This window comes from Flavobacterium sp. PLA-1-15 (assembly GCF_049060005.1).
Lineage (GTDB): Bacteria > Bacteroidota > Bacteroidia > Flavobacteriales > Flavobacteriaceae > Flavobacterium.
Map to the genome: position 1 here is coordinate 20572 of NZ_JBMGQS010000009.1, position 25149 is coordinate 45720.

At 39.5% G+C, this 25149-nt stretch carries 21 protein-coding genes; 13 read left to right on the forward strand and 8 right to left on the reverse strand.

The window, feature by feature from the left end:
- The first annotated feature begins 44 nt into the window (after positions 1-44).
- The 5 genes from mnmG to ACI6PS_RS07745 all read left to right on the forward strand — a co-directional run bounded on the left by mnmG (position 45) and on the right by ACI6PS_RS07745 (position 6536).
- A complete protein-coding gene (gene mnmG / locus ACI6PS_RS07725) occupies positions 45-1916 on the forward strand; it encodes a tRNA uridine-5-carboxymethylaminomethyl(34) synthesis enzyme MnmG (protein ID WP_421011978.1) in 1872 nt (623 codons plus the stop codon).
- A gap of 22 nt (positions 1917-1938) precedes the next feature.
- On the forward strand, positions 1939-2451 hold the full coding sequence (locus ACI6PS_RS07730; protein WP_421011979.1) for a hypothetical protein: 513 nt from the start codon (positions 1939-1941) through the stop codon (positions 2449-2451).
- Entirely contained in the window at positions 2441-3367 is a 927-nt protein-coding gene (locus ACI6PS_RS07735; protein WP_421011980.1) for a class I SAM-dependent methyltransferase, read from the forward strand. The genes ACI6PS_RS07730 and ACI6PS_RS07735 overlap by 11 nt, the downstream gene beginning before the upstream one ends.
- Before the next feature lie 172 nt (positions 3368-3539).
- Positions 3540-4124: an OmpH family outer membrane protein gene (locus tag ACI6PS_RS07740; RefSeq protein ID WP_421011981.1), complete on the forward strand. Its 585-nt coding sequence runs from the start codon at positions 3540-3542 to the stop codon at positions 4122-4124.
- A gap of 132 nt (positions 4125-4256) precedes the next feature.
- Positions 4257-6536 carry a helix-turn-helix domain-containing protein gene (locus tag ACI6PS_RS07745; protein WP_421011982.1) on the forward strand — a complete coding sequence of 760 codons (2280 nt, stop codon included), beginning with the start codon at positions 4257-4259 and terminating at the stop codon, positions 6534-6536.
- 9 nt (positions 6537-6545) lie between these two features.
- Here ACI6PS_RS07745 and ACI6PS_RS07750 read toward each other — a convergent pair whose 3' ends face one another.
- The 4 genes from ACI6PS_RS07750 to ACI6PS_RS07765 all read right to left on the reverse strand — a co-directional run bounded on the left by ACI6PS_RS07750 (position 6546) and on the right by ACI6PS_RS07765 (position 9745).
- Positions 6546-6998: a 6-pyruvoyl trahydropterin synthase family protein gene (locus tag ACI6PS_RS07750; RefSeq protein WP_421011983.1), complete on the reverse strand. Its 453-nt coding sequence runs from the start codon at positions 6996-6998 to the stop codon at positions 6546-6548.
- A 151-nt stretch (positions 6999-7149) separates the two neighbouring features.
- The gene (locus ACI6PS_RS07755) at positions 7150-7917 is read right to left on the reverse strand and encodes an enoyl-CoA hydratase/isomerase family protein (RefSeq protein WP_421011984.1); all 768 of its coding nucleotides are present in this window, start codon (positions 7915-7917) and stop codon (positions 7150-7152) included.
- 170 nt (positions 7918-8087) lie between these two features.
- Positions 8088-8945: an RteC domain-containing protein gene (locus ACI6PS_RS07760; protein WP_421011985.1), complete on the reverse strand. Its 858-nt coding sequence runs from the start codon at positions 8943-8945 to the stop codon at positions 8088-8090.
- A gap of 83 nt (positions 8946-9028) precedes the next feature.
- On the reverse strand, positions 9029-9745 hold the full coding sequence (locus tag ACI6PS_RS07765) for a hypothetical protein (RefSeq protein WP_421011986.1): 717 nt from the start codon (positions 9743-9745) through the stop codon (positions 9029-9031).
- 392 nt (positions 9746-10137) lie between these two features.
- Here ACI6PS_RS07765 and ACI6PS_RS07770 point away from each other — a divergent pair, with 392 nt between their 5' ends.
- The 3 genes from ACI6PS_RS07770 (at position 10138) to ACI6PS_RS07780 (ending at position 13907) form a co-directional block, all read left to right on the forward strand.
- Positions 10138-11814 carry a hypothetical protein gene (locus tag ACI6PS_RS07770; protein ID WP_421011987.1) on the forward strand — a complete coding sequence of 559 codons (1677 nt, stop codon included), beginning with the start codon at positions 10138-10140 and terminating at the stop codon, positions 11812-11814.
- A 522-nt stretch (positions 11815-12336) separates the two neighbouring features.
- The gene (locus ACI6PS_RS07775) at positions 12337-13614 is read left to right on the forward strand and encodes a DUF3644 domain-containing protein (RefSeq protein WP_421011988.1); all 1278 of its coding nucleotides are present in this window, start codon (positions 12337-12339) and stop codon (positions 13612-13614) included.
- A gap of 2 nt (positions 13615-13616) precedes the next feature.
- Entirely contained in the window at positions 13617-13907 is a 291-nt protein-coding gene (locus tag ACI6PS_RS07780; protein WP_421011989.1) for a hypothetical protein, read from the forward strand.
- 32 nt (positions 13908-13939) lie between these two features.
- Here the strand turns inward: ACI6PS_RS07780 and ACI6PS_RS07785 are convergent, their stop codons facing one another.
- Both ACI6PS_RS07785 and ACI6PS_RS07790 read right to left on the reverse strand, forming a co-directional pair.
- Entirely contained in the window at positions 13940-15220 is a 1281-nt protein-coding gene (locus ACI6PS_RS07785; RefSeq protein WP_421011990.1) for a type II restriction enzyme, read from the reverse strand.
- Complete coding sequence (locus ACI6PS_RS07790; RefSeq protein WP_421011991.1) at positions 15213-16052, reverse strand: DNA adenine methylase; 840 nt, start codon at positions 16050-16052, stop codon at positions 15213-15215. The genes ACI6PS_RS07785 and ACI6PS_RS07790 overlap by 8 nt, the downstream gene beginning before the upstream one ends.
- A gap of 145 nt (positions 16053-16197) precedes the next feature.
- Between ACI6PS_RS07790 and ACI6PS_RS07795 the strand changes: the two genes are divergently transcribed.
- From ACI6PS_RS07795 to ACI6PS_RS07805, 3 genes are read left to right on the forward strand one after another with little or no spacing between them, the layout of a single operon-like run.
- Positions 16198-16455 (forward strand): hypothetical protein, encoded by a 258-nt coding sequence (locus tag ACI6PS_RS07795; protein WP_421011992.1) that lies wholly within the window; start codon positions 16198-16200, stop codon positions 16453-16455.
- A gap of 39 nt (positions 16456-16494) precedes the next feature.
- Positions 16495-17292 carry a hypothetical protein gene (locus ACI6PS_RS07800; protein ID WP_421011993.1) on the forward strand — a complete coding sequence of 266 codons (798 nt, stop codon included), beginning with the start codon at positions 16495-16497 and terminating at the stop codon, positions 17290-17292.
- An 8-nt stretch (positions 17293-17300) separates the two neighbouring features.
- Positions 17301-18620: a DGQHR domain-containing protein gene (locus ACI6PS_RS07805; protein WP_421011994.1), complete on the forward strand. Its 1320-nt coding sequence runs from the start codon at positions 17301-17303 to the stop codon at positions 18618-18620.
- 14 nt (positions 18621-18634) lie between these two features.
- Here the strand turns inward: ACI6PS_RS07805 and ACI6PS_RS07810 are convergent, their stop codons facing one another.
- Positions 18635-19255 carry a toll/interleukin-1 receptor domain-containing protein gene (locus ACI6PS_RS07810; RefSeq protein WP_421011995.1) on the reverse strand — a complete coding sequence of 207 codons (621 nt, stop codon included), beginning with the start codon at positions 19253-19255 and terminating at the stop codon, positions 18635-18637.
- 347 nt (positions 19256-19602) lie between these two features.
- Positions 19603-19878, reverse strand: coding sequence for a helix-turn-helix domain-containing protein (locus ACI6PS_RS07815; protein WP_421011996.1), 276 nt, complete (start codon positions 19876-19878; stop codon positions 19603-19605).
- 759 nt (positions 19879-20637) lie between these two features.
- Between ACI6PS_RS07815 and ACI6PS_RS07820 the strand changes: the two genes are divergently transcribed.
- Together ACI6PS_RS07820 and ACI6PS_RS07825 are read left to right on the forward strand one after the other, a co-directional pair.
- Positions 20638-23685, forward strand: coding sequence for a SusC/RagA family TonB-linked outer membrane protein (locus ACI6PS_RS07820; RefSeq protein WP_421011997.1), 3048 nt, complete (start codon positions 20638-20640; stop codon positions 23683-23685).
- Positions 23686-23697: 12 nt separating this feature from the next.
- Positions 23698-25116: a RagB/SusD family nutrient uptake outer membrane protein gene (locus ACI6PS_RS07825; protein WP_421011998.1), complete on the forward strand. Its 1419-nt coding sequence runs from the start codon at positions 23698-23700 to the stop codon at positions 25114-25116.
- Positions 25117-25149 lie beyond the last annotated feature (33 nt).

The window sequence follows — 25149 nt, forward strand, 5'->3', positions numbered from 1 at the left end:
ACACAATAGATTCTCGCTCGAAGAATCTAAAAGAAAAAATTAAAATGTTTCAAGAAGAATACGATGTAATTGTAGTAGGTGCGGGTCACGCAGGTTCAGAAGCGGCAGCTTCGGCGGCAAATATGGGTTCAAAGACTTTATTGGTTACAATGAGCTTGCAGAACATTGCACAGATGTCCTGCAATCCAGCAATGGGAGGAATCGCAAAAGGGCAAATTGTTCGTGAGATTGATGCGCTTGGAGGATATTCCGGAATTATTTCAGATAAGACAGCCATACAATTCAAGATGCTTAACAAGTCTAAAGGGCCTGCTATGTGGTCGCCAAGAGTACAAAGCGACAGAATGCGTTTTGCAGAAGAATGGCGTTTAATGCTGGAGCGTACACCAAATCTTGATTTCTATCAGGAAATGGTAAAGGGTTTAATCATTGAGAACGGAAAGATAAAAGGAATCAAGACTTCTTTGGGAGTCGAAATTCGTTCTAAAGCGGTTGTCTTAACCAACGGAACTTTCTTAAACGGATTGATCCATATTGGTGAAAAGCAATTCGGTGGAGGTAGAGCTGGAGAAAGTGCCGCATACGGAATAACGGAAGATTTGGTAAATGCAGGGTTTGAATCAGGAAGAATGAAAACAGGAACACCGCCACGAGTTGACGGACGTTCTTTGGATTATTCTAAAATGAACGAAGAAAAAGGAGATGCCAAGCCTGATAAATTCTCTTATTCTGATGAAACTAAACCTTTGGAATTCCAGAGATCATGTTACATGACCTATACTTCTTTGGATGTGCACGATATTCTTCGTGAAGGCTTTGATCGTTCGCCTATGTTCAATGGAAGAATTAAAAGCCTTGGCCCACGATATTGTCCTTCGATCGAAGATAAGATCAACCGTTTTGCAGATAAAGAAAGACATCAATTGTTTGTTGAGCCTGAAGGATGGGATACGGTTGAAGTATATGTAAATGGATTCTCGACATCGCTTCCTGAGGATATTCAGTTTAAAGCATTACGTTCGGTTGCAGGTTTTGAAAAGGTAAAATTCTTTCGTCCAGGTTATGCAATTGAATACGATTATTTCCCACCGACACAATTAAAACATACATTAGAAACTAAATTGGTTGAAGGTTTGTATTTCGCAGGACAAATAAACGGAACAACTGGATATGAAGAAGCGGCTTCTCAAGGATTAATGGCTGGGATTAATGCCCATTTAAAGGCACACGAAAAAGCGCCTTTGATTTTGAAAAGAGATGAGGCTTATATAGGCGTTTTAATCGATGATTTGATTACAAAAGGCACAGAAGAGCCGTATAGAATGTTTACTTCCCGTGCTGAGTACAGAACACTATTGCGTCAGGATAATGCCGATTTCAGATTAACGCCAATGTCCTATGAAATTGGTTTAGCTTCTGAAAAGCGTTTGAGGAGAATGGAGCATAAATTCAATGAATCGGAAAAGATGGTTAATTTCTTCAAAGAAACGAGCGTTTCAATGGTAGAAATTAACCCAATTCTTGAAACAAAAGAATCCGCATTAGTCACACAGTCTGATAAAATGTTTAAAGTCTTCTCACGTCCTCAAATTGATTTGGAGGATATGATGCAATTGGAAAAAGTAAAAGAATATGCTGAACAGAATAACTTAGATCAAGAAATTCTTGAACAAGCAGAGATTCAAGTGAAATATTCAGGTTACATTGAAAAGGAGCGAAATAACGCGGATAAATTGACAAGATTGGAAGATGTAAAGATTCCTGAGAATTTTGATTACAATAAGATAAAATCGATGTCAATTGAAGCAAAACAAAAGCTAAGCATGATCCGGCCTATAACTATTTCTCAAGCATCCAGAATAAGCGGAGTGTCGCCAAGCGACATCTCTGTTTTGTTAATTTATATGGGGAGATAAATAATTTTCAAAAATGTTTCACGTGGAACGAACTTTACTAGCGCTTATGAATAAAGGAAAGATTCCTTTGTTTGTACTATTTTTTATAATTTTAAGCTGCGGGATTAATAAGCAGTATGTAATTGAAGATTATACAATAGTTCCGAATGCAAAAGAAATATTGGGAAATAAAGGTCTGAACGCATTTGTATTTGAGAACAATAAAAAGATAATGCCTTTTCAGCACTTTGTAACCGATAAGTTCAAGTTAGAGAGCTATCAGCAAAAAGAATTCTGGGTTACCATCGAAGGAGATAAGTATAAAATCATCTTATATGATAATGATGAATTAGAGAAATACATCAATACGTATGATTTTGCATTATCCAATCAAAATCCAGATGTAGTAAATGTTGGAAGCACTGCAGATTTTATTGCGCTTTCAATGATAAGCTCAAGAAATGAAGATTGTTTGGCAGAAGGATCACTTTATGAAAATATAGCTGTAAAATATTTAAAACAATTAAAAGACGAATTTTTAAGCAATGATAGATAATACCAAGAAGATATACCTTACCGTAAAAGACTATACTGTTTCAGGCGAAACGTTTGGTCTTTACCGTGATGAAAAGATGGATATGCTCATTACTTTTCCAAAACCAAACGAAAAGGATCTGCATAAATATTATGAAAGTGATGCTTATATTTCTCACACGGATGGAAAAGGATCGCTTGTAGAAATTTTATATCAGTTTGTAAAAAGATTTTCTTTAAAAAGAAAATTGAATTTGCTTAATGAATTACACCCAAATAAGGGAAAACTGTTGGACATTGGTGCTGGTACCGGTGATTTTCTTGCTATGGCTAAAAACAATGGATGGCAGATTACAGGTATTGAACCAAGTGACAGAGCAAAAACGATTGCTGTAAAAAAAGGTGTTGAATTTGCACAATCAACAGATTCTTTACAAGCAGAATCATTCGATGTTATCACAATGTGGCACGTGTTAGAACATGTTCCAAATGTTGAAAAACAAATAAAGGAATTGAAGCGATTGCTAAAACCTGATGGAACAATCATCATAGCTGTTCCAAACTTCAGATCGTTTGATGCAAAATATTACAGAAGATTTTGGGCCGGATTCGATGTTCCAAGACATCTTTGGCATTTCTCCAAAAAAGCAATCAAGCAACTTTTCTTAAAAGAAAAAATGAAAGTTGAAAAAATACTTCCGATGAAATTCGATGCATTTTATGTGAGCTTGCTTTCAGAAAAATATAAAACAGGCTATATGAATTTTTTCAAGGCGTTTTACATCGGACTAAAGTCAAACTACAAAGCCAAGAAGAGATTTCAATATTCATCGTTGATTTACATCATAAAAAACAATAAAAACGCAAATAAAGGCACTGTTTCAACGATTGAGTCGCAGGCGGAAGAAATTGTTGTCAAAAATCAAAACATTGCTTAAAACGCTTTATTTGAATTCGTTTTTTATCACTTTTAATTATTTGTATTCACAAAACAATAGTAAATACTTATAGCTCTAAATTTGGATTTAAATCTTCGATATTTGGCATAATGGCACATCAATAAATTTTCACTATTTTTGAACCAATAAAAAATTAACATATAACTTTAGAATGAAAAAATCATTATTAATTATCGCATTAGCAATTTCAATCATCTCTTGTAATAAAGAAACACAAACTAAAGAAGCTGCGGCATTCAAGACAGCCTATATCGACACTGCTAAGCTTATGGAAGAATATACCGAAGCAAAAGATGTAACAGAAAAATATAAAGCAAAGTCAGATGAAGCTGCAAAAAAATTAGAAGTACAGGAAGCAAATTTTAAAGCTGATGCTGCTTATTTTGAAAAAAACGCACAAGCAAACGGTCAGGCTTGGGCTCAACAAAAAGGAGCAGAATTGCAACAAAGACAGCAACAATTGCAATATGCTGCTCAAACTATGGCGCAACAATTACAAGGAAGCCATGCAACAGAAATGGATACACTTGTAAAAAACGTAAAGAAATTCATTAAAGATTACGGTAAAGAAAAGGGGTATGATTATCTTTATGGAACTGGTGAAACTGCAAGTGTTTTGTACGCAAAAGACAACTATGATATTACAAATGAGGTTATTAAGTTGCTAAATGAAAAATATGCTTCTTCAGCAAAGAAAGAAGAAGCTACAGAAGCAAAGAAAGAAGAGAAAAAATAATAGATCTCAAAATAAAAAAATGCCTTTCGTTTTCGGGAGGCATTTTTTATTGGCTGAATTTCAAATATTGATGCAAATAATTTTGCGTTAAAACAAAAAGCTATATTTTTATCCCAATAAAATATGCGCCAAATGGAAACCATTTCACAAGCAGCAGCTTACACCCTAAAATTTATCAATCAAACGCAACGTTCTATTTTCCTCACAGGAAAAGCAGGAACCGGAAAAACTACGCTTTTAAAGGAAATCATTCAATCGACACACAAGAATGTGGTAGTGGTGGCACCAACCGGAATTGCGGCACTAAATGCTGGCGGCGTAACGATTCACTCAATGTTTCAGTTGCCTTTCGGCGGATTTATTCCGGCTAATAACGTTGATGCCCATATTACCGACCGTGTAAAATTTGAAACCAGAGATACGCTCCGAAGGCATTTCAGGATGAGTGGTCAAAAAAAAGCGGTCATCCAAAATATGGAATTGTTGGTCATCGATGAAGTCAGTATGCTTCGTGCCGATTTGCTCGACGCCATTGATTTTATGATGCAAAGCGTCCGAAAAAAGCGTGTTCCATTCGGAGGAGTTCAAGTCCTTTTTATTGGCGATTTATTGCAATTGCCACCGGTAGTCCGCGAAGAAGAATGGCAGACGTTACGCAATTACTATACTGGTAAATTCTTTTTCCATTCACATGTAGTCCAGCAAAATCCACCTTTGTATATTGAGCTTTCGAAGATTTTCCGTCAGACGGATGATCAATTTATTGCGGTTTTAAATAATCTCCGAAACAACGAAATCTCTCAGGAAGATATTGGAGTTTTAAACCAATATGTAAAGCCGGATTTTGATTTGAAATCCAATAAAGGATACATTACCCTAACAACCCACAACGCAAAAGCAGACAGCATAAATGCAAATTCTTTGGATGAATTAGAAGGAAAACTTGTTTCGCTAAAGGCAGAAATCGTTGATGATTTTCCCGATAAGATTTTTCCGATTGACGAATATTTGCATCTAAAAGTTGGTGCACAAGTGATGTTTGTCAAGAACGACGCTTCGTTTGAAAAGAACTATTTCAATGGAAAAATGGGCTTTATAAAATCAGTTTCGAGCAATGAAGTCCGTGTTCATTTTCCTGAAGAAAATAAAACCATCGACGTAGAAAAATACGAATGGAAAAACATCCGCTACACCGTAAATCCAATGACCAAGGAGATAGAGGAGGAGCTGTTGGGAACATTTGTGCATTATCCCATAAAACTAGCTTGGGCTATTACTGTTCATAAAAGCCAAGGATTGACGTTTGACAAAGCTGCTTTGGATGTTTCGCAAGTTTTCATGCCCGGACAAGCATACGTGGCATTATCGCGTTTGCGTTCGTTAAACGGGCTTATTTTGCTTTCTCCGTTGCAAATGAACGGCATTTCGAGCGACAGAGATGTTATGAATTATGCCCAACACAAAGCTGATGAAGAATTGCTTGCAAAATCCTTGCAACTCGAAACCAAGAAATTCATCCACAACTATCTCGTTAATACCTTTGAATGGAGCGATTTAATCCAAGAATGGCGTAATCATCAATACAGCTATAACGAAGATGCGGAGAAGTCAGAGAAATCAAAACATACGATCTGGGCAAAAAAGCAGGCTTCGGTAATGTATGATTTGGAAGATCCTTCGAGAAAGTTCATCAGCCAGCTGAACAAGCTTTTTTCAGATAAAAATCTGAATTTCAATTTTATTTCCGAAAGAGTAAACGCTGCGTTCAATTATTTCCTGAAGCCAATGGACGAGCTGGTTTATGAAATTCTGTGGAAGCTCGAAGAAGTAAAACGCACCAAGAAAGTAAAAGGTTTCTATGAAGAATTGTTGGTTTTGGAAGAAATGCAAATCAAGTCGGTTTTGCGATTATTGAAAGCTAAAAAACTAATAGAAACAGTGGTCTCTGGCGAATCTATTTCTAAAGAAAATCTGATTTCTTCAGAAATCAAGAATTATAAAATAAATAAGATGGAACGCCTTCGCGAAGACTTCAAAAAAGCCAATATCACGCTGATTGAAGACGATGCCGATGCGCGAAGATATACTTCTAAAAAGAAAGAAAAATCAAAAGAGCCTAAGAAATCCACAACAGAAGAAACCTATGAACTTTGGCTCCAAAAACATTCCATCCAAGAAATTGCCGAACTCCGAAAGCTTACATCACAAACCATTGCAGGACATATCGCTAAACTTATAGAAGCGGGAAAAGTGCAACTTACAGAGGTTTTGCCGGATGATAAAATACAAGAACTATCAGAAGCATTTGCAGGCTATACCGAAGCTTCCCTGATTCCTTTAAAAGATAAATATGGCGATAAATTCTCTTGGGACGAGCTGAAGATGTTCAAGGCGAGTTTGATGAATGAGTAATTTGGTTATTTAGTCATTATCGCTTGCATACCATTCTGCAAAAGAGGATTCTGTTTCTTGAAGTTTTAGGGAAAAAAGGCTGATGCTTGACGGTAAGCGATTTTTGATCCTTTTGGCAAAATCAATAACCATGTTCTCGCTCGTTGGCTGATAGTCGACAAGGATCACGTGATGTCCTCTGTTTTTTAATTCGCTTGCCAGCTCAACATGGGGTGTAGTTTCGTTGAATACAGTGGCATGGTCAAACTGGTCTACGATTTCTTCCTTTACAATTTTCTTGAGATCAGAGAAATCAATCACCATTCCGAATTTTACATTTTCCCTGTCTGTAATTGGCGTTCCGATAACGGTAACGGAGAGTTTATAGCTATGGCCGTGCACGTTTTTGCACTTTCCGTCATAGCCATAAAGGGCGTGTCCTGTTTCGAATGTAAATTGCTTGGTGATTCTGATCTTGCTCATGATGGGATTTGTTTGGGGACAAATTTACAATTTTATTACTAATGTTATTTTGAAAACGGATGCCCTAGCCCTGATGGTAGCGGCATCCTTTTCCTTTTTTCTTTAAAAAGGAAAAGATAGAGCGGACAGCGGGAAACAGCTCCTGAAAAAACTACTTCTTAAATTGTTGCAGGGCTTGTTTTGTAAAGTCGGAAAGGACAAGTTTTCCTGAAATGGCGGCCCTTTCGTATAAAAGCGTTTCCCAGTTTTCGGTTCCTTCCCAAAGTACTTTTTTCATTTCTGACAAAGCTTCTGGATTATAATTGGAAAGTTTTTCGGTAAATATATCGAGTTGATTATCAAGTTCTTCAAGCGTGGTGAAGACTTTTGCATAGAGTCCTTTTTGCTTGGCCCAATCGGCTGTTTGCCATTCGTCGCCAGCGAGAGTCAATTCTGCCAAACCACTTGTCCCTACTTTTCTTTCGACCGCCGGAGCAATAACAAATGGTCCTATGCCGATGGTGAATTCGGATAATTTGATGCTGCTGTTATCGGTTGCCAAAACATAATCGCAAGCAGCCGCCAAACCAACGCCTCCACCAACTGCCTTTCCTTGAACGCGACCCACGATTAGTTTGGGACATTTTCTCATTGCATTGATGACATTTGCAAAGCCTGAAAAAAATAAGGATCCTTGCTCCAGATTGGAAACTGCCAACAATTCATCAAAGGAAGCGCCTGCACAAAACACCTTTTCGCCTTTGCTCTTGAGGACAATGATGGCGATTTCTTGATTACTGCCAAGGCTGTTGAATTCTTCCGTTAAGTGTTGCAATAATGTGCTTGGAAAGGAGTTTCCGGACGGATGATTGAACTCAACCGTTGCAATTTTATTAGTGATGGTGGTATGGATGGAACCGTTTTGGATGTCTGCTGTCATTTTGAAATTTTTAGTAAAAATACTGAAAAATGCAGCACAGCTGAATGCAACGCATTCATTTTATAGGTGTTTTTTGAAAAAGGATGCTGTTTGTTGTTTTATCAAACATTTCATGAACCATCCATGAACCATCCATGAAGTATCCATGAATAGGAGAGGGAAGTGAACCGTTATCCTCTAGCCGGTCCATAATCGGCATCGTCCATCCTTTGGGTGAGTCCTTGGCGTAATGCATCCAAAAACCGTGTCCTTTCGCTTTTGCGGGCACGAATCTCGATGTAGGTTCGGTAGTAGTTTCCCAACCGCACCTCGAATACCGTTTCCATGTAGGACGCAATCTCTTTCAGTTCACTGGTTCCGTTGTTGAATACACCTTCCGTATGCAGGGCATAAATCAATTCGATCAGGGAAACCTTTGGTGCGGTCCATTTGGGCTTTTTAGATGTATTTGCATTAATCTGTGCAGGTGGTGCCACGCCCTCAAGCTTGGCCAGTTCGTACTCGAGGTATATCTTGATCAAATCGTTGGCCAGAATCTTTGCCACCTTGCAATCGTGGGAGGTTGAAAACTGCTGGTCTGTCTGGTAATAGAATACGTCCAGGGTGAGCCTGATGTCGTGTTCGCCCCTCAAGAAATACCTATTGTCCAGATAGTTATTGTCCATCCTGTAATATTTGTAGAACTCGAGGTTCTGGTCGAAAAATGTTTTCAACTTTTCAAGTTCTGCCCTGTAGTATTTCCTGATGATTTTCCCACTGCCGCAAGGCCTGTTGTGTTCGATATTGAAAATTTCGTGGTAGTAGATGAGCCTGCTGGCGAACTGGGGTTTGATGGTCTTGAAGAACTCAATCTCCTCCTGCTTGGTTGTAAAAGTATAGCCTGCAAGATAGGCCTTGAGCTTATCAATCTTTGCCTCCAGCATTTTTATGGCTTTTTCGGAATAGCTGATGGGCTCTATATGTGCCCTATGGATCTGCTCCAGCTCCTGTTCCAACTCCATCAGCAGGGACTGTGAATACGGTTTCATACTCTTGGTGGGTTTAGTAGGTTAAAAAGCCGCCGCAATTGTGGGCGGCGGCTTAGGTTCTTGATTCAGTGTGTTCGCGTCGATCAATAGTTTGCCACTATTCCTGCGGTGGCCGCCATTATCGCCGCCCTTGCAGCACTTTGTTCCGCCCCTCCGGTTGCCGCAACGATGTTGGCCACGACCAAATCCCAGTCCTTGTCCCTTGGCTTCTTTTTCTGCTTCCTTGCAAAATAGGCCGCGTGCCTGGTGATGGCTGTTGTAATGAGCAGCAGTTCCCTGTCCCTTTTGTTGCAGGCCCCGTTCTTCTGGATGCTTTCCTCTACCGCTACAATGTAGTTGTAGGTGTCCGCATATTCCGCCTTTGAAGCTTCCAGACTCCGCACCTCGTCTATAAATCCGGCCAATATTGCTTTGGCACTGCTGGAAAGGCTGGTATTGGACAGGGCATCCGTACCATTTGATTTGGATTGCAACAGTATCTGCTCCAGAAGGGAAGAAGCTGGCATGATGTAACCGTTGCCTTTTAGCTGTTGAAACAGGGTGTTGTGTTGTGCAATACTGTCCACAGTGACCAATGTTCCCTGCACCGTAAGCGGTGTGTATCCTTGCAGCACGTAACTTTCTGAAAGTTCGTTGTGCAATTGTCCGGCCCGGTCCCATCCATTGGCTGGATTGTAAGGATGGACAATTCCTGCCTTCGAATAGTTTCTGACATTATCTTCAAGCGGTCCTGATTTGAAGCTATCGGTTGAGCATGCCGTGAGGAACGGCAGGATGGTCCATAAAATTATTTTATTCATGGTGTTTTTACGTTGTTTAAAATGTTACTGATTACTTTTTTTCGTCAGTTCATTTCACCCGGGAGATCTGAACAGTGTGTATTGGCAAAGGGCCAATCACGGCTTTGAATTCGGGACAAATCTACACGGACCCTTTCCGTTCCACAACCATCTTAGGCGCCAGTCCACGAATCGTAGAAGTGCCATTAATGAATGGGCAGTGCCTTTTTCAGTGTTTATTTGTTTGCGGTTCAAACGTTTAAGGGCGTAGCCTAGTGCGCTTTGCCGTGTAGGGTTATTTGCCTATACACAATGCCTCTATTTTTAATACATTACCATTGTGTTTGCCTCTCTTAAATTCTTGTAGCAACCCTTTTTGTTAACTTATTTTCGCCAAACCATCCTCAACTGTTATGAAGAGCTGCTTTCTTATTTTAATCACCTTTAGCTATCTTACCGCTTTGAGTCAAGGCACTTTGGAATCTGCGGATTCGCTGTCCCATAAGGATTACCGCTATTTCAACAGCAAGTATAGCCTTGAAATAGAAGACAAGGCATTGCTGGAAACCTATACCACTGCCCACCTGGCCAAGGCCAAAGAAGAAAGGAATTATGGCGAGATGGTCAACGCCTATAAGAGCAGGCTCCATGTTTCTGAAAAGAAACTGCAATTGACCTATGCCGACAGCATGATCCTTTCTGCCTCAAAGTCGGGCAATGCCAAGCTACTTGGCGGCGCCTATCTTACCAAAGGGATGGTCCTGTACAGCCTGAAACGGTATGTACAAGCCCTTGACTACTATCTCCTGGCCAATCACCAAATTGAGAACAGCGGTGATCCCTACCTGATCCACAAGGTGCAGTACAATATCGCACTGTTGCGCTACTATATGGGGGACTATCGCGATGCGGCAGTTTCGATCAAGCGCTGTATCGCCTATTTTGAAGACAAGGACGAGCATGCCTATTTTCAATCGCTTCACTTCCTCGGGCTCTGTTACAGTGGCATGGGCGATTTCAACTTGAGCGTCAAGACCAACCAATTTGCCATGGACGAAGAATTCCGCCTGCGGAACATGGAACTGCATTATTGCTTCCTGCATTCGCAGGGCGTGAACCATTATTTTCTCGGCGCTTATTCTACCTCCATCCATTCACTGCAGCAGGCGCTTCCCGACCTGATCAGGCGGCACGACTTTGCGAATGAATCGGTTGCCTATTTCTATATTGCCAAATCGCATCTGGCCCAGGATGGCATTGAGAAAGCATTGCCCTACCTTTACAAGGTAGACCAAGTGTATGATGAACACCGTTATCTGCGTCCGGACCTGCGTGAGGCTTATACCTTACTGATCGACTACTTTCGGCAAAAGGGTGATGTGGCCCGAAAGACGCATTATATGGAAAAGCTAAATGGGGTTGATGCGATGCTTTACCAAAACTACAAGTATCTGGCCGGCAAGATCTATAACCAATATAATATCAGGCTGCTGCTCAAGGACAATGCACAGGCACGGGTAGCCTTGCTTGACCGTAATGTGCTTGTGATTTTGCTGGTTACGGTGTCGGCCGTTTTCCTGATGCTGGTTGTGCATTTCTGGAACAAGTACCGGAAGACGCGTGCGTTGTATCTGCAAAATTTCAACCAGCTCATCGAGCAGCGGAACCAGCCGCCGTTGCGCAAGGCCACAGCTACCAGCCAGGAGCTCGGAATAAATTCCGTCCTTGTAGAGGGTGTACTTAAACGGCTCCATAAGTTTGAGGAGGGCAGGAAGTACCTCGACAAGGACCTTACGCTTGCGAGGCTGTCGGTACTCTTGCATTCCAATCCGAACTATGTGTCCAAGATCCTCTACCATTACCGCTCGAAGAAATACCTGGAGTATATCACCGACCTGCGTATTGATTATGCAGCGGGGCTGCTTGAGCGCGAACCTCTTTCCCGTAATTATACCTATAGTGCTTTGGCCAAGGAGGCGGGTTTCCTCACGGCCAAGCATTTCTCTAAAGCCTTCCTAAAGAAGACGGGCCTGCCGCTTCACTTTTATATCGAGGAGCTCAAGTCCCGTGCAAAAACTGAAGTCAATTAAAAGTTCCTACTTCAACAGTTTTTATAAACCGTGAGCAGCTGTGTTTGGGAACAAGATTACTTTTATCCATGCAAAAAAATCAGACAGGAGTGAGGCTTTTCAGTAGTGAATCTAATACACAAACTGCACCGTTCTGTGTTTTGGTGTTAAATTCATTTTTTTATTAAATAGTAGTATTATTTTCTTGTCTACGGGAAGGGATTCGCGCGGTAGCGGGGGTATCACGATCGAGAAGGAGAACTGGATTGACCATTAAGGGCGCACTGATGCCAAAAGGATATGACTAAAAGACTTAAAAGTTGTTGCTATTTATGTCGCTGCTTCTGAATAGGAATTGTCCAAAACTTTCAATTGGAAGATTGCAATTTTTTCTGTTAGTTTTTTCGAAAATTGATTATTGAAAGCCATCATCCTGTTTATTTTGAAGAACCTATTAATATAATTTTTATGTTTAAAATGTAATTGTCTAACTTTAAAATATAAAATGTTCTATATTTGTGTTAAAATATTTATTATTTAATCATGTCAACCGAAAAATTTGTAAAATCATATACCCTTTTTATTGAAAAGGAAAAATCAAAAAAAAAAGTAGAATTAAAAGAAATTGAGCAGGCGACAGGGTGGTCGAATTCAACTGTTAAGACTTACATTTCAAAAAAATGGGATAATATTTTATTCAAAAAAAATAATGATTATTTTGTTTCAGGTGTCTCGAAATATACACAGGAACAATATCTGAGATTGATGTCTCAAAAGAATGCTAATAGTCAAGACCCTTACAAGCCACAATTAGACGAGAATGTTGAAGGCTTAGTTATCAAATCGAGGGAAAGTGCGTTGTTAGCATTAGATATTTACAACAGACCATTGGCATCTTTTAAGTCTGAAGGATTTATTGTAATGATGGTAATTGCTTGGACCTCATTATTACATGCTATTTTTGAAAGAGATGGTATAAATTATTATTACCAAGATAAAGATGGAGAAAATAAACAAATTGATAATGAACCCAAATGTTGGGAGTTGAATAAGTGCATATCTGAATTTTATAAAGGACAGAATAATCCGATAACTCTCAACATAGGCTTCATGATAGGTCTAAGAAATAAAATTGAGCATCGTTTTATTCCAAAAATTGATAATCATATAAGTGGTGAATGCCAAGCACTTTTATTGAATTTTGACGAATTGCTTACGGATCAATTTACTAATTATTATTCATTAAAGGAATTATTAGTATTTCCGTTACAGACTTCTAATCTGCGAAGCAATTCAACCACTGAAGTTGTTAAAAAGTTTCAGGGAAAGCACTATGATTCAGTTAAGGATTACATTGACGTGTACAGAAATGGCATAAGTGATGATATTTATAATGATCCACAATATAGCTTCAGAGTTTTTTTAATGCCTAAGACTGGTAATCACAAAAATACATCAGATATTTCTATGGAATTCATACCTTATGATGTGAACAAAAAAGAAGACATGGATTCGCTGCAACGTCATATTACCATTATAAAGGAAAAGAATGTTCAAGTTGCAAATCAGGGAAAATTTAAACCATCGGCAATAGTTAATGCAGTAAAAGCTGAAATAAATAAGCCATTTTCAATGCATAACCATACGATGGCGTACAAATATTACAAAGTAAGAATTCAGCCAGATAAATGTAAAGTTGAATTTTGTCAATATGATGAGCCACATAGAGATTATGTTTATACACAAAAATGGATTGACTTTCTCGTTGAAAAATTATCAATTGAAGAAGAGTATCAAAAAATAATCACGTTTAAACCATAATTATGAGAATATTAAACAATACCGTAAGAGATTGGCTTCTAAAGAATGATTATGAAGAAATAGCTATATTAATTGATGAGATATTATTAGATTGGAAAAACCGAAATGTTCAAACTAGAAGAAATTGGTGGGATATATTAGCTGGAGATAAGAATGGAAATTCAAGAAATATATCAGGACGGCAAATTCCAGTTCTAAAAGCAGCACAAATAAGGCAAGGCGTTACTGTAACTAAAAATGCAATTTGTAAAAACGAAGAAGAATTAAAGCTAATACCTAAAAATATAAAGTGATTGTAGTTATTTTATAATTAAATTTTTAAAGCTTATTCTTCAATCTGATTCATTATCCAATTAGTCCACCCTGTAATCGTGGAAGCTCTCCTAAGATATGTTGAAGCGGAATTGATATTGTGAAGTTTGGAATGCTTCATAATTTCAACAATTTCATCCTTGTTTGGTAAGCTACCATTTTTAAGATATGAAAGTAGGGTTTGATTAAATACAGCATGAGAAACAATTAGTTCCACAAATTCTTTTTGACGATCTATAAGGTTTGTATTAAAAATCTTTTTCCCCTTATTGGTTAGATAGCACCCTATTTGTCCACTTATAATATCTCTGCCTATTTCTAAAAGGCCCAAATACCTTGCAGCATTTGAGTAATAATCGGTTTGACGGTCATCAAAATCATAGTTTTGCGTTATTTCCTCCTTAGTTAAAAAATCTTTAACATTAAGAAGTTCGCATAAATTTATTATTCTTTCAAAATTATCTGCTTGCGGAAAAGGTATTTCTGGCTCTTTAATAATTTTTGTTTTGTCTAAAATTTCTTGTAATGCTTCAATGTTAAACGATCCTTCTATTACAGCATACTTTTTTTGATTGATTAGTACCGCCGAATTATAGTGATTTATATCTCTAAAAGCATATTCTCGTAAATGAAAAATTCCATTAGTGTATGTTAGGAATATTGGTCTAACTGGTTTATAAATTTTATCAGTCCACAGCCTGTAAGGATAATAAAGTTGTCGCACTAGGAAATCTTCAGAAATATAATTCTTCGCTTCAATTAAGTTTAAAGATTTATCCCCTTCATAACCTCCATCTATTTCCACTTGGGAATTGTTGACGTTTATACGAAAATTTCCTTTTGCTGAATTTATGTCGAAATTAAATATGGAAGAGCTCATTCTTCCACTGACAGTAGGGGTTAAAATTTCTTCGTTCGTAAAATCATGGAGAATTTTAGAAACAAAAGCACAATTTATAGCTGTTGCTTCACTGCTGATATTTTGATAATCCAGGCTTTCTAAATAAGTGGGAAATTCAATATGTGAAATTTCCACAGTATCATGCTCAAAATCAAGAAAAGTATCAAAAGATCCGATAATATATTCTCCTCTAGAAGTGGGAAGAATGGATAGGTTATTAGCTGTAAAAATTTCGGGAAGTTGTGATGTGTGATCAAATTTTGTCATCAATCTAGCTTCCCTAAATTCGTTTATTTGAGAAGATGTAATTAAAGCATGTCCAATATCCGATATTTTAGCAAGAATATCGTACCTGCCAAAAATTTCATTCCAAGCTAAATTATTTTTACTCATAATTTCGAATTAACACTTCCTCAACATCACCTCTTTTGCCTCCAATAGAATTAATCGATCGTGAAGCTAAAACAGTCTTTATATCGTAATTGGCATATTGATTTCTAATAAAATCTGTTGATGAGTTAGACAATAAAAACTTTACATTTCTTTCTGTAAGTTCATCACATAACTCTCTTAGGCGAATTTGTTCGCCTTCATTCCATCCACCTTCTATATATCCAGTAAAATTTGAACTGGCAGAAACTGGATGATATGGAGGATCAAAATAAACAAAAGATCTATGGTCCGCATTTGCCACAGCATCAGCATAGTCTCCATTTAACAATTGTATATTATTGTTGTTTAAATATCTGCTAACAGCTCTTAATGTGGGTTCATTTACAATATTTGGATTTTTATACCTGCCAAATGGGGTATTGAATTCTCCGGAATTATTTACTCGGTAAAGGCCATTAAAGCATGTTTTGTTTAGAAATACAACACGTGATGCTTTCTGAACTAAGTTCATATTTTGAAATTCCGCAGTTCGATCAAGGCCTCTTAAATGGTAAAAATATTCAGGTTCATTTATATGCAGTCGCAAATTTTCTAATAATTCTTCAAGATGGTCTCTGATTACTATATATAAGTTAACTAATTCACTATTAAAATCGTTAACTATAGCATTTCTAGGTTGCAAATGAAAAAGGACTGCTCCTCCACCTAAAAAAGGCTCATAGTAAGTCTGCCTGTTTAATTGCTGAGGCAGAAGCTCAACAATATCCGGTAGAATTTGTCTTTTTCCACCGACCCATTTTAGCACAGGCGATACAAGCTTATTTTTAGGCATTTTCAATATAATTAGTAGTGCAAGATAAGGTATTACTTCTTGCTTCCTAAAGCGAATAGTATAATTATATCAACGATTTTTCAACAAAATCTAACTACATAATTATAAATATATTACATTTGAATTTAACTTTAAATTTCCTTTTATGGCTAATTGTAAACTTTCTCATCGTTATGATACTATTTTTCAGAACTTGCCTGAAAGTCAAAAGTTTTATGATAAGACTGAACGTCATAAATGTGCGGGATGCGCTTATGAACAAGGTTACAATCATGCAAAAAGTAAAATGCCTAGAAATATTGACTTGGATGTGCTAGATAAAAGTCAAGCTGGTGAAGTAAGGCATAAAGATCCTACAATTGCATATAATTTAGGATATGACGCAGGACTTAGACCTGAATAATCTAATTATATTTTATAGTACAAATTAATTATTTATTCAATGGCCGACGAAAAAAAAAACACTTGGTTATCACAAGACTTTCTTTCAAGACTCCTTAACTATTCAGGGTTTGTAATAATCTTTACAGTAATACTGTGTTTCATTATTATTGCAAGTTGCAAGTCCTGCTCTTCGCCGAAAGAATCGCATCCAGGAGTAGATATTAAAAAAATACAATTTGTTGCTGTCCCTAAACTTGCACCGGGTAAATCTGTTCTAGTTTCTGAAAATTTATTTAAAGAATTGCAAGTTACCACAGATAGTATAAATAAAAACATTAAAAAGTTTGAAGAAATAAAACAAGAGATTGTTGCAATTGAAGAACTTAACAAAGATGATATGAAATTTTATTTAACCGTTTTAGGTTCAATAATCGCTATTGTGGGTTTCTTCGGTTTTAAATCAATTCACGATACACGCGAAAGCTCAATTAAATTTGCTACTGACGAGGCAAAATTAACAGCTAAAGGCATAGCTATGGCTGAGGCTAAAGATGCAATAAAAATTGAACATCAGGAATGGACAACCAAAATTGATACAGTTACTAAAAATTATGATGATATTAAGACATTACTATCAACCATATCCGATTTAGAAACTGAAATAACAAATTTAAAAATTCGTGTAAATGATTTAGAAGGAGAAGATGATGTAGCAATGGATAACGAAATAGTAAATGATGAAAGTACAAGTAATTCTGGAGCAGAAGATTTAAGTATAAGTAATAGCCCTGAAAATGAAGATCCAGATAATAATAGTGAAGACATTGACCCTGAAGATAAATTTGCAGATAAATAAAATTAGTAATGATTAATTATACAGAAATAGAATTTACAGAAATCTCACAAATCACTCGTGGTAGATTGGGATTTGCAAAAGTCAAATTTTATGAACTTGAGGATATCGTTAGATTTACTGCCCGTTCAGAAGAAAAAACTGACACCTTAACATCGCCTGCAGATATATTGAAAATAAAAGCTGAGAATGCTAGATTTTATCAAAGATTAGTTAATGATGAGCGTACTGCAAAAATTCAACAATTTATTATTGGAGAAGCGTTAAAAGAATACAAAAATAAGTTAGGTTTATCCTCTGCCAAATCCCTTGGTTTATTTCCAACCGCGACCTTAATTGCTATAAATACTTTCCCTACTGAAACACTAAAAGAATATGAGGAACAGTATTATTCATATGAAAAAAAAGTTGATAATCAAATAACACTTTGTTTTGAAAAAGATAATGTCGTTTATGTGCCAAAAGGCAATAAAACTGTACTAATTGTTGATGGTCAACATAGGATAGGTGCGTTAAAAAATTTATATCCACGAGTTAATGATAGCCTAACTTATAAGAATAAGCTAGTAACAAAAATTGTAGATTCCGATTTCCTTCCATTTTTAAGAGACAGAATTAAAAATTTCGAAGTGCTATGTACATTACTAATTAATTTTGACATTTATGAACAAGGCGCAATTTTTGCATCTGTAAACTTTAATCAAAAACCTGTAAATAGGTCATTATATTACGACATTTTTGCATCATCACCAGATACTGAAAAAAATGAATTAAAGCTTGCTCATGATTTGGTAAATCATCTGAATTATAATTCATCTTCAGTTTTGAAAGGTTTCATTGATATGTTAGGTGATGGTAACGGAATTGTTTCCCAGTCAGCAGTTATGGAAAATTTGATGAAATTATTTGGTAGAGGTAAAGTATGGAATGCACTTTATTTAGATTATCAAAATGATGGTAAAAAGTATCTCGCAATGGGATCCTTTTTGAGATTGTATTTTGCACAAATAAAAGAAACTTTTAAAACGTATTGGCCAGCTGAAGGAATTACTAAAAGAAAAGATTATAATGATATTTTACTAAAGACAACTGGAATGGGCGCATGGATTAGACTGATTAACGACATTTATTTAGAAATCAATCCTGACCATAGTAAATCTTCACAAGAGCTACAAGTTTTATTAAAATCTACATTTAATAAAATCGAAAAAAATGGAGATCTATATTTTAATAAGAAAAGTGCTTTTGTTCAAGGAGCAGGTCAAGGTTTACAAGCTAAATTGTACAAACAAATTGCATTTGATTTAGGGTTTAGAGTTAGTCCTGAATAGTTGAATGAATGTTATCAATGAGGAACAACAGCAGTCATTATAAATAGATCTACAAGTAGACCAATCCTTTCAAGTTCTAAAAACAGTCGTATTGGATATGATGCTTCGAAATTTTCAGTATCTGATATAAAATGCAAATCACTTCCAATGATCGTGATTACATAGCTTGGAGCTAAATAATAATTAAGAGTTTGAAGTATTTGATCTAATTCATCAAACAAACCTAATTTTATTAAGATAATTTTACAAATTTCTTCTATATTTTTTGTTCTAGCGTCGAGATAGCCTGTAGTCTTTCTAATTCCAGGAATTTCTGTATCATCTAATTTAAGTGGTAAAATGTATTCAATGTTTTTGCTGAACGCTCTCGCCTGAGCAGATTCTCTTTCATGGTTTGTCCAAAGTTTCTCTTTGTAATATTTGGAGATAAAAATTAAGCAATACCTAGAATTATTTTGATAAACATTGTCTAGGTGGACATATAAATCTTTTCCCAATAAATCAGCCTCAAAATACTTGTCATAAAATATATTTAGCCCAAATTCCTTTAGATTGTAAGCGATTTTTTCTACATATTCTCTGTCTTCGCCAGCGAAGGAGAGTGCTATATCGTAATCATATTCTTTTTTACTCATATAAGTTTTAAAATAAATTGTATCGAATAAAATTAACTACTCACAGATTTTTTTTAATTTCCTAACTATTTATCTTGAGGAACCATTCTTCCAACTATCATTATGATACATATTCTTTTTATGTTCAAAGTATTCACCTCATAGTAATGCACCAACTATTACAATAATTATTATTTCATATCATTTCATGCTGTTTAAGTGATCAAGATGTTATTAACTTGATTTGATTGCAAACCTCAACATTCTGACTGGTTGAAACAAGAAGGGTAGTGTGTGATTCCGGAATTGAATTATGAAAAAAAGAATGTAATCACATCTTAGTGCTTAAAAGTTTATTTTTGGATACTTTATTTATTTTTATTCTCTTTAATGAATTTATCAATATTGATTTCAATATTTAAGATATTGATGGTTTTAAGATTAAGAGATTTTCCTAAGTAAATCAATTTTTCCAGAGTTGGATTAGCTTCACCTCTTTCAATTGTACCGATAAAATGTTTTGTTAAGCCGATATTATTATCCGCTAATTCTTGTTGTGAAATGTAATCCTTGTTATAATCTGAACTAGGTATTTTTTCACGCAGTTTTCTCACTTCTTCTCCTAATTTTTCTTTCTCAGTCACAGCATTTACGTTAGATAATGCTAAAAGTCATACTTATTGAAAAAAATAATGGTATGTTATATCATACCGTGTTATTTTTTTTAATTATGTTTGTAATATAAATTACAGATTAAATGTAATTTTGCGATTCTTCATATATAAAAATATTTGAAGCATTCGCTTTGAATCTCGCGCCGTAAAACTGGTAATTTTAGCAACGAGATGATAAGTATGATGCTCACGCTCTATGGCGTGGGCTCACTTATTGTTGCAAGGTATACCAGTACCATCGGCGCAGTAAGCTGAGTTCCACGCTTTTTTCTTTTCCAGATTTTAATACAGAGTATTGAGAATTGAGTACTCAGAATTGAGAAAAGCAACTACTTCAGCTTTGTTCAAGCGGCCACTTCCTTTTTTATCTATGGTTTCGCAATTGTCCAAATTGTAACCAATACCGCCTGCCTATGATATAAACGTTTTTTAACCACACATGCCTGCCCCTTGCCGGGTTTATTCGGTTGAGTTAGTTCGTGCAGGGAGGCGGGTTTTTGATGAGAAGAGGGAAGAGGGAAGAGGGAAGAGGGAAGAGCCAAGAGCCAAGAGGCAAGAGAAAAGAATATTAGTAACCTAGAATTGAAAAATGCCTATGAGATAGATTACTACCCTAACTGTCCCTCGACTGCGCTCGGGATGACAAAAAAAGACTTCCTACCTCGTCGCCAAACTAGAGTAGGAAGCCAAGAGAAACAAAACTGATGTTTTATTTAACGAACCAAAATTATGAAAAACAATTTACTGTTCCTATCGTGTGTGGGAATGAGTTTGTGTATGTTGCCCGTAGGAGCTTTTGAAGAGAGGGGCAAAGGGGCAAAGGGGCAAAGTTCCAAAGGGTTTACTGGCTTGTGGAATACTAATGCTTCTCCAATCCTGACAATTACCGGAGCGGTACGGGATGTAGCAGGAGTATTGCCCGGTGTTACTGTGAGGATTAAAGGGAAAAAAGAGGTTACGCTTACTGATGCCCAAGGGAATTACTCCATTACTGCCGAAGCAGGCGATGTGCTGGTGTTTTCCTATGTGGGATTTAAGGATTTTGCAGTCGCAGTCTCAGCTGGCAGTGCTGTCGTTGACGTATTGCTGGAAGAAGATGCTACCTCCCTGCAGGAAGTGACCGTTAATGCTGGGTACTACAAAGTAAAGGACAAGGAACGTACGGGAAGTATTGCCAAGATTACGGCGAAGGATATAGAAACGCAACCCGTGAGCAATGTGCTCTCGGTGATGCAGGGCAGGATGGCCGGGGTATTTGTGACCCAGCAGACGGGAACGCCCGGCGGAGGCTTTGATATCCAGATACGCGGACAGAACAGCCTTAGGGCAGGAGGGAACGACCCGCTCTATATCGTGGACGGTGTCCCGTATGCTTCCGAAGCCATCGGCTATACCGATACTACCATCATCCTGCCGAGGTCGGCCAACCCCTTGAGTACGCTGAGTCCGAATGAAATTGAAAGCATCGAGGTGCTGAAGGATGCCGATGCCACCGCCATCTACGGTTCACGAGGTGCAAACGGGGTGGTGCTTATCAGCACCAAGAAAGGGAAGAAGGGTAAGACCCGCTACAGTGCGACCCATTCCAAGGGATTTGGGAAGGTGACGCGGTTTATGGACCTGATGCGTACCGAGCAGTACCTCGCCATGCGCAAGGAAGCCTATGCAAACGACAACATCGCCGACTATCCTGCAAATGCCTACGACATCAACGGCACCTGGGACCCGAACCGCTATACGGACTGGCAGAAGGTCCTGACGGGACGCACCTCCGAAATCACCGATGCCCAGTTTTCGGTATCGGGCGGTACCGAGCAGACACAGGTACTGGCCAGTGGTGCGTTCCGGGAGGAAACCACGGTGTTTCCGGGTGACTTCAAGTTCAATCGGGGCAATGCAAGGCTCAGCTTGAACCACAGCTCGGAGGACAACCGCTTTAAGATGAACGCCACGGGAGGCTATACCGTACAGGAGAACGACCTACCAGCCAACGACCTTACAAGGATTTCGAGGATACTCGCCCCCAATGCACCCGCATTGTATGATGCGGCAGGCAACCTGAATTGGGAAGACGGGACGTGGAGCAATCCGCTGGCGGACCTGAACGGCAAATACCTTGCAAAGACCCACAACCTGGTTGCCAATACGGTGCTTTCCTACGACCTTACCAAAAACCTGTCGGCCAGGACCAGCCTTGGCTATACCAACCTGCAGCACAGGGAGAGCAGGACGATCCCTTCGACCATCTACAATCCGAGTGAGGGAGTGGGTAGCGAATCTTCCGCACTGTTTGTGACGACGACCAACAGGAGCTCGTGGATTGCCGAACCTCAGCTGAACTGGAAGCAGGACTTTAATGACCACAGCCTTGACGTGCTGGCAGGGGCGACCTTCCAACAACAGACGAATACACAACTTGTGATGGAGGCGGCGGGCTTTTCGAGCAACAGCCTCATCAACAGCCTTTCGGCCGCCGCCATGGTGTTTGTGTCCAACAATATCGATACCGAATACAAGTACCAAGCCTTCTACGGCCGTGCGAACTATCAATACAAGGGGAAATACATCCTGAACCTTACGGGAAGGCGTGACGGTTCGAGCCGTTTCGGACCCGGCAAGCAGTTTGCCTATTTTGGTGCACTCGGTGCGGCATGGCTCTTTGGGAACGAGAACATATTCGAGGGGAGTGTGCTCAGTTTTGGAAAGCTGCGTGGCAGTTACGGAACAAGCGGCAACGACCAGATTGGTGATTATCAATTTTTGGATACCTATGCGGTGACGGGTGGCAACTACCAAGGCATCATAGGGCTGGAACCTACAAGGCTCTTCAATCCCGATTTCGGATGGGAGACGAACAAGAAATTGGAAGTTGCCTTGGAGGCGGGATTCCTTAAAGACCGACTGTTCTTCACTGCCGCATGGTACCGCAACCGCTCCTCTAACCAGCTGGTGGGGATACCCCTGCCGGGCAGTACGGGATTCACCTCGATGCAGGCCAACCTTGGTGCCACGGTGCAGAATACCGGACTTGAGTTTACGCTTAGGAGCGTCAACTTTCAGCGCAAGGACTTCAGTTGGAGTACCAACTTCAATATCTCCTTTGCCAAAAATGAACTGCTGTCGTTTCCCGATCTGGCTTCCTCGACCTACAGCAATCAATTTGTGATAGGTGAGCCCCTGAACATCAAGCTGGTGTACCATTACACTGGAATCGATCCTGAAACGGGTGTCTATCAGTTTGAGGATGTAAACGGTGACGGAGTGATCAGTGCGGCACAAGACCGGAAGACAGTAAAGGACCTTAATCCAGCGTATTTCGGAGGCATCCAGAACCAAGTCCAATACAAAAGGCTGACGCTTGACATCCTGTTCCAATTTGTAAAGCAGGAAGCCTACAACACCTCGTTTATGTTTACGCGTCCAGGGCAAATGTCCAACCAGCCTGCGGCCTTGTCCAACCACTGGAAAGAGGCAGGGGACATATCCGACTATCAGATGTTCACCAGCGGATCGAGCACCGATGCGGGAAGGGCTTATGGTTTTTACCAGAACAGCGACGCGGCGATATCCGATGCTTCCTACGTCAGGCTCAAGAACGTATCGCTGTCCTTCAGCCTGCCTGAGGAATGGCTGCCGAAGGTGCAGTGCAGGCTGTTCGTTCAAGGTCAGAACCTGTTGACCATTACGAAATATAAGGGGGCAGACCCCGAATTCAAGAATACCAACTTTGTGCCACCGCTAAGGGTGTGGAGCATGGGAGCACAGCTAACCTTTTAAAATGAGTACGATATGAAACGATATACCTATACATGCCCCACAGAAGGAAACAGCAGGGGGCGATTCTTCCGATTACTATTGTCTTTAACGGTGCTTTCCTTTCTGCTGCAGGGATGTGACGATTTTGTAGACGTGGCACTGCCGCCGACACAGCTGACCTCGGAAGCCATCTTTGAAGACCGGCAGACCGCCACGGCGGCGATGACCGAAATCTATTCCAAATTGCGTGCAAGCGGGATACTGGCAGGAACCGCCTCGGGGCTCTCGCTGAAATTGGGACTCTATGCGGACGAACTTGACTACTATGGTGCCGACGGCAACTCGACGGCGGATTTCTTCGGTAACAGTGTGCAGGCGGCGGACAGCGACATTGCGGCATTGTGGAACGCAAGTTACAAACAGATCTATGCCTGCAATGCGGTGATAGAAGGCGTGGAACGATCAACAGGGCTGCAACAGGCCGACAAGAGCCAATTGAAAGGAGAGGCCTTGTTTGTGAGGGGATTGGTGCATCTCTACCTCGTGAACCTGTACGGCGGCGTGCCGTATATCACCACAACCGATTACAGGGCGAACAGCACGGCGGCAAGGATGCTTCCGGCGGAAGTGTACGAACACATCTTTACCGACTTGGAAATGGCGGCTTCACTGCTTACGGCTGAGTACATTACAGGGGAGCGTGTACGTCCCAATGCATTTGCCGCCAAGGCACTTTTAGCAAGGGCATATCTCTATGGAGGAAGATGGGCGGAGGCCTCTAATATGGCTTCTGCAGTACTCAATGAAGCGGCACTGTATTCGCTTGGCAGCATTGAAGGGACTTTCCTTAGGGATGCCAACAGTACCATCTGGCAGTTGATGCCAGCAAGCGACGGACTCAATACGGATGAAGCGGGTACCTTTGTGTTTACCGAAGGACCTCCTTTCTTTGTGGCACTGGGCGACGGACTGATGGAGGCGTTTGAACCGGGCGACCTGCGCAAGGAAAATTGGACGAATGCGATTACCGACGGTACCACGACATGGTACCATGCCAACAAATACAAGGCGAATACTCCAACGGGGTCGTCTGTAGAATTTCCCATCGTGCTGCGGCTTGCGGAACAATACCTGATCCGTTCGGAGGCAAGGGCAAGGCAGGGCGAACTGACCGGAGCGAAGGAAGATCTTGATATTATCCGGAACCGTGCAGGCCTTGGCAACAGTACGGCCGTTACACAGGCCGCATTGCTTGATGCAGTATTGCAGGAACGCCGGGTGGAGCTGTTTACCGAATACGGGCACCGCTTTTTTGATCTCCGTAACGGTGGCCAGCTGGATGCGGCGCTGGGTACGAAATCGGGATGGCAAACCACCGACAGGCTGTTACCGCTTCCTGAAACGGAACTGCTTACCAATCCCAATCTCGGAACGCAAAATCCGGGCTACTAGATGGAATCTTTCCTTTTTTTTAAATACTGCCGT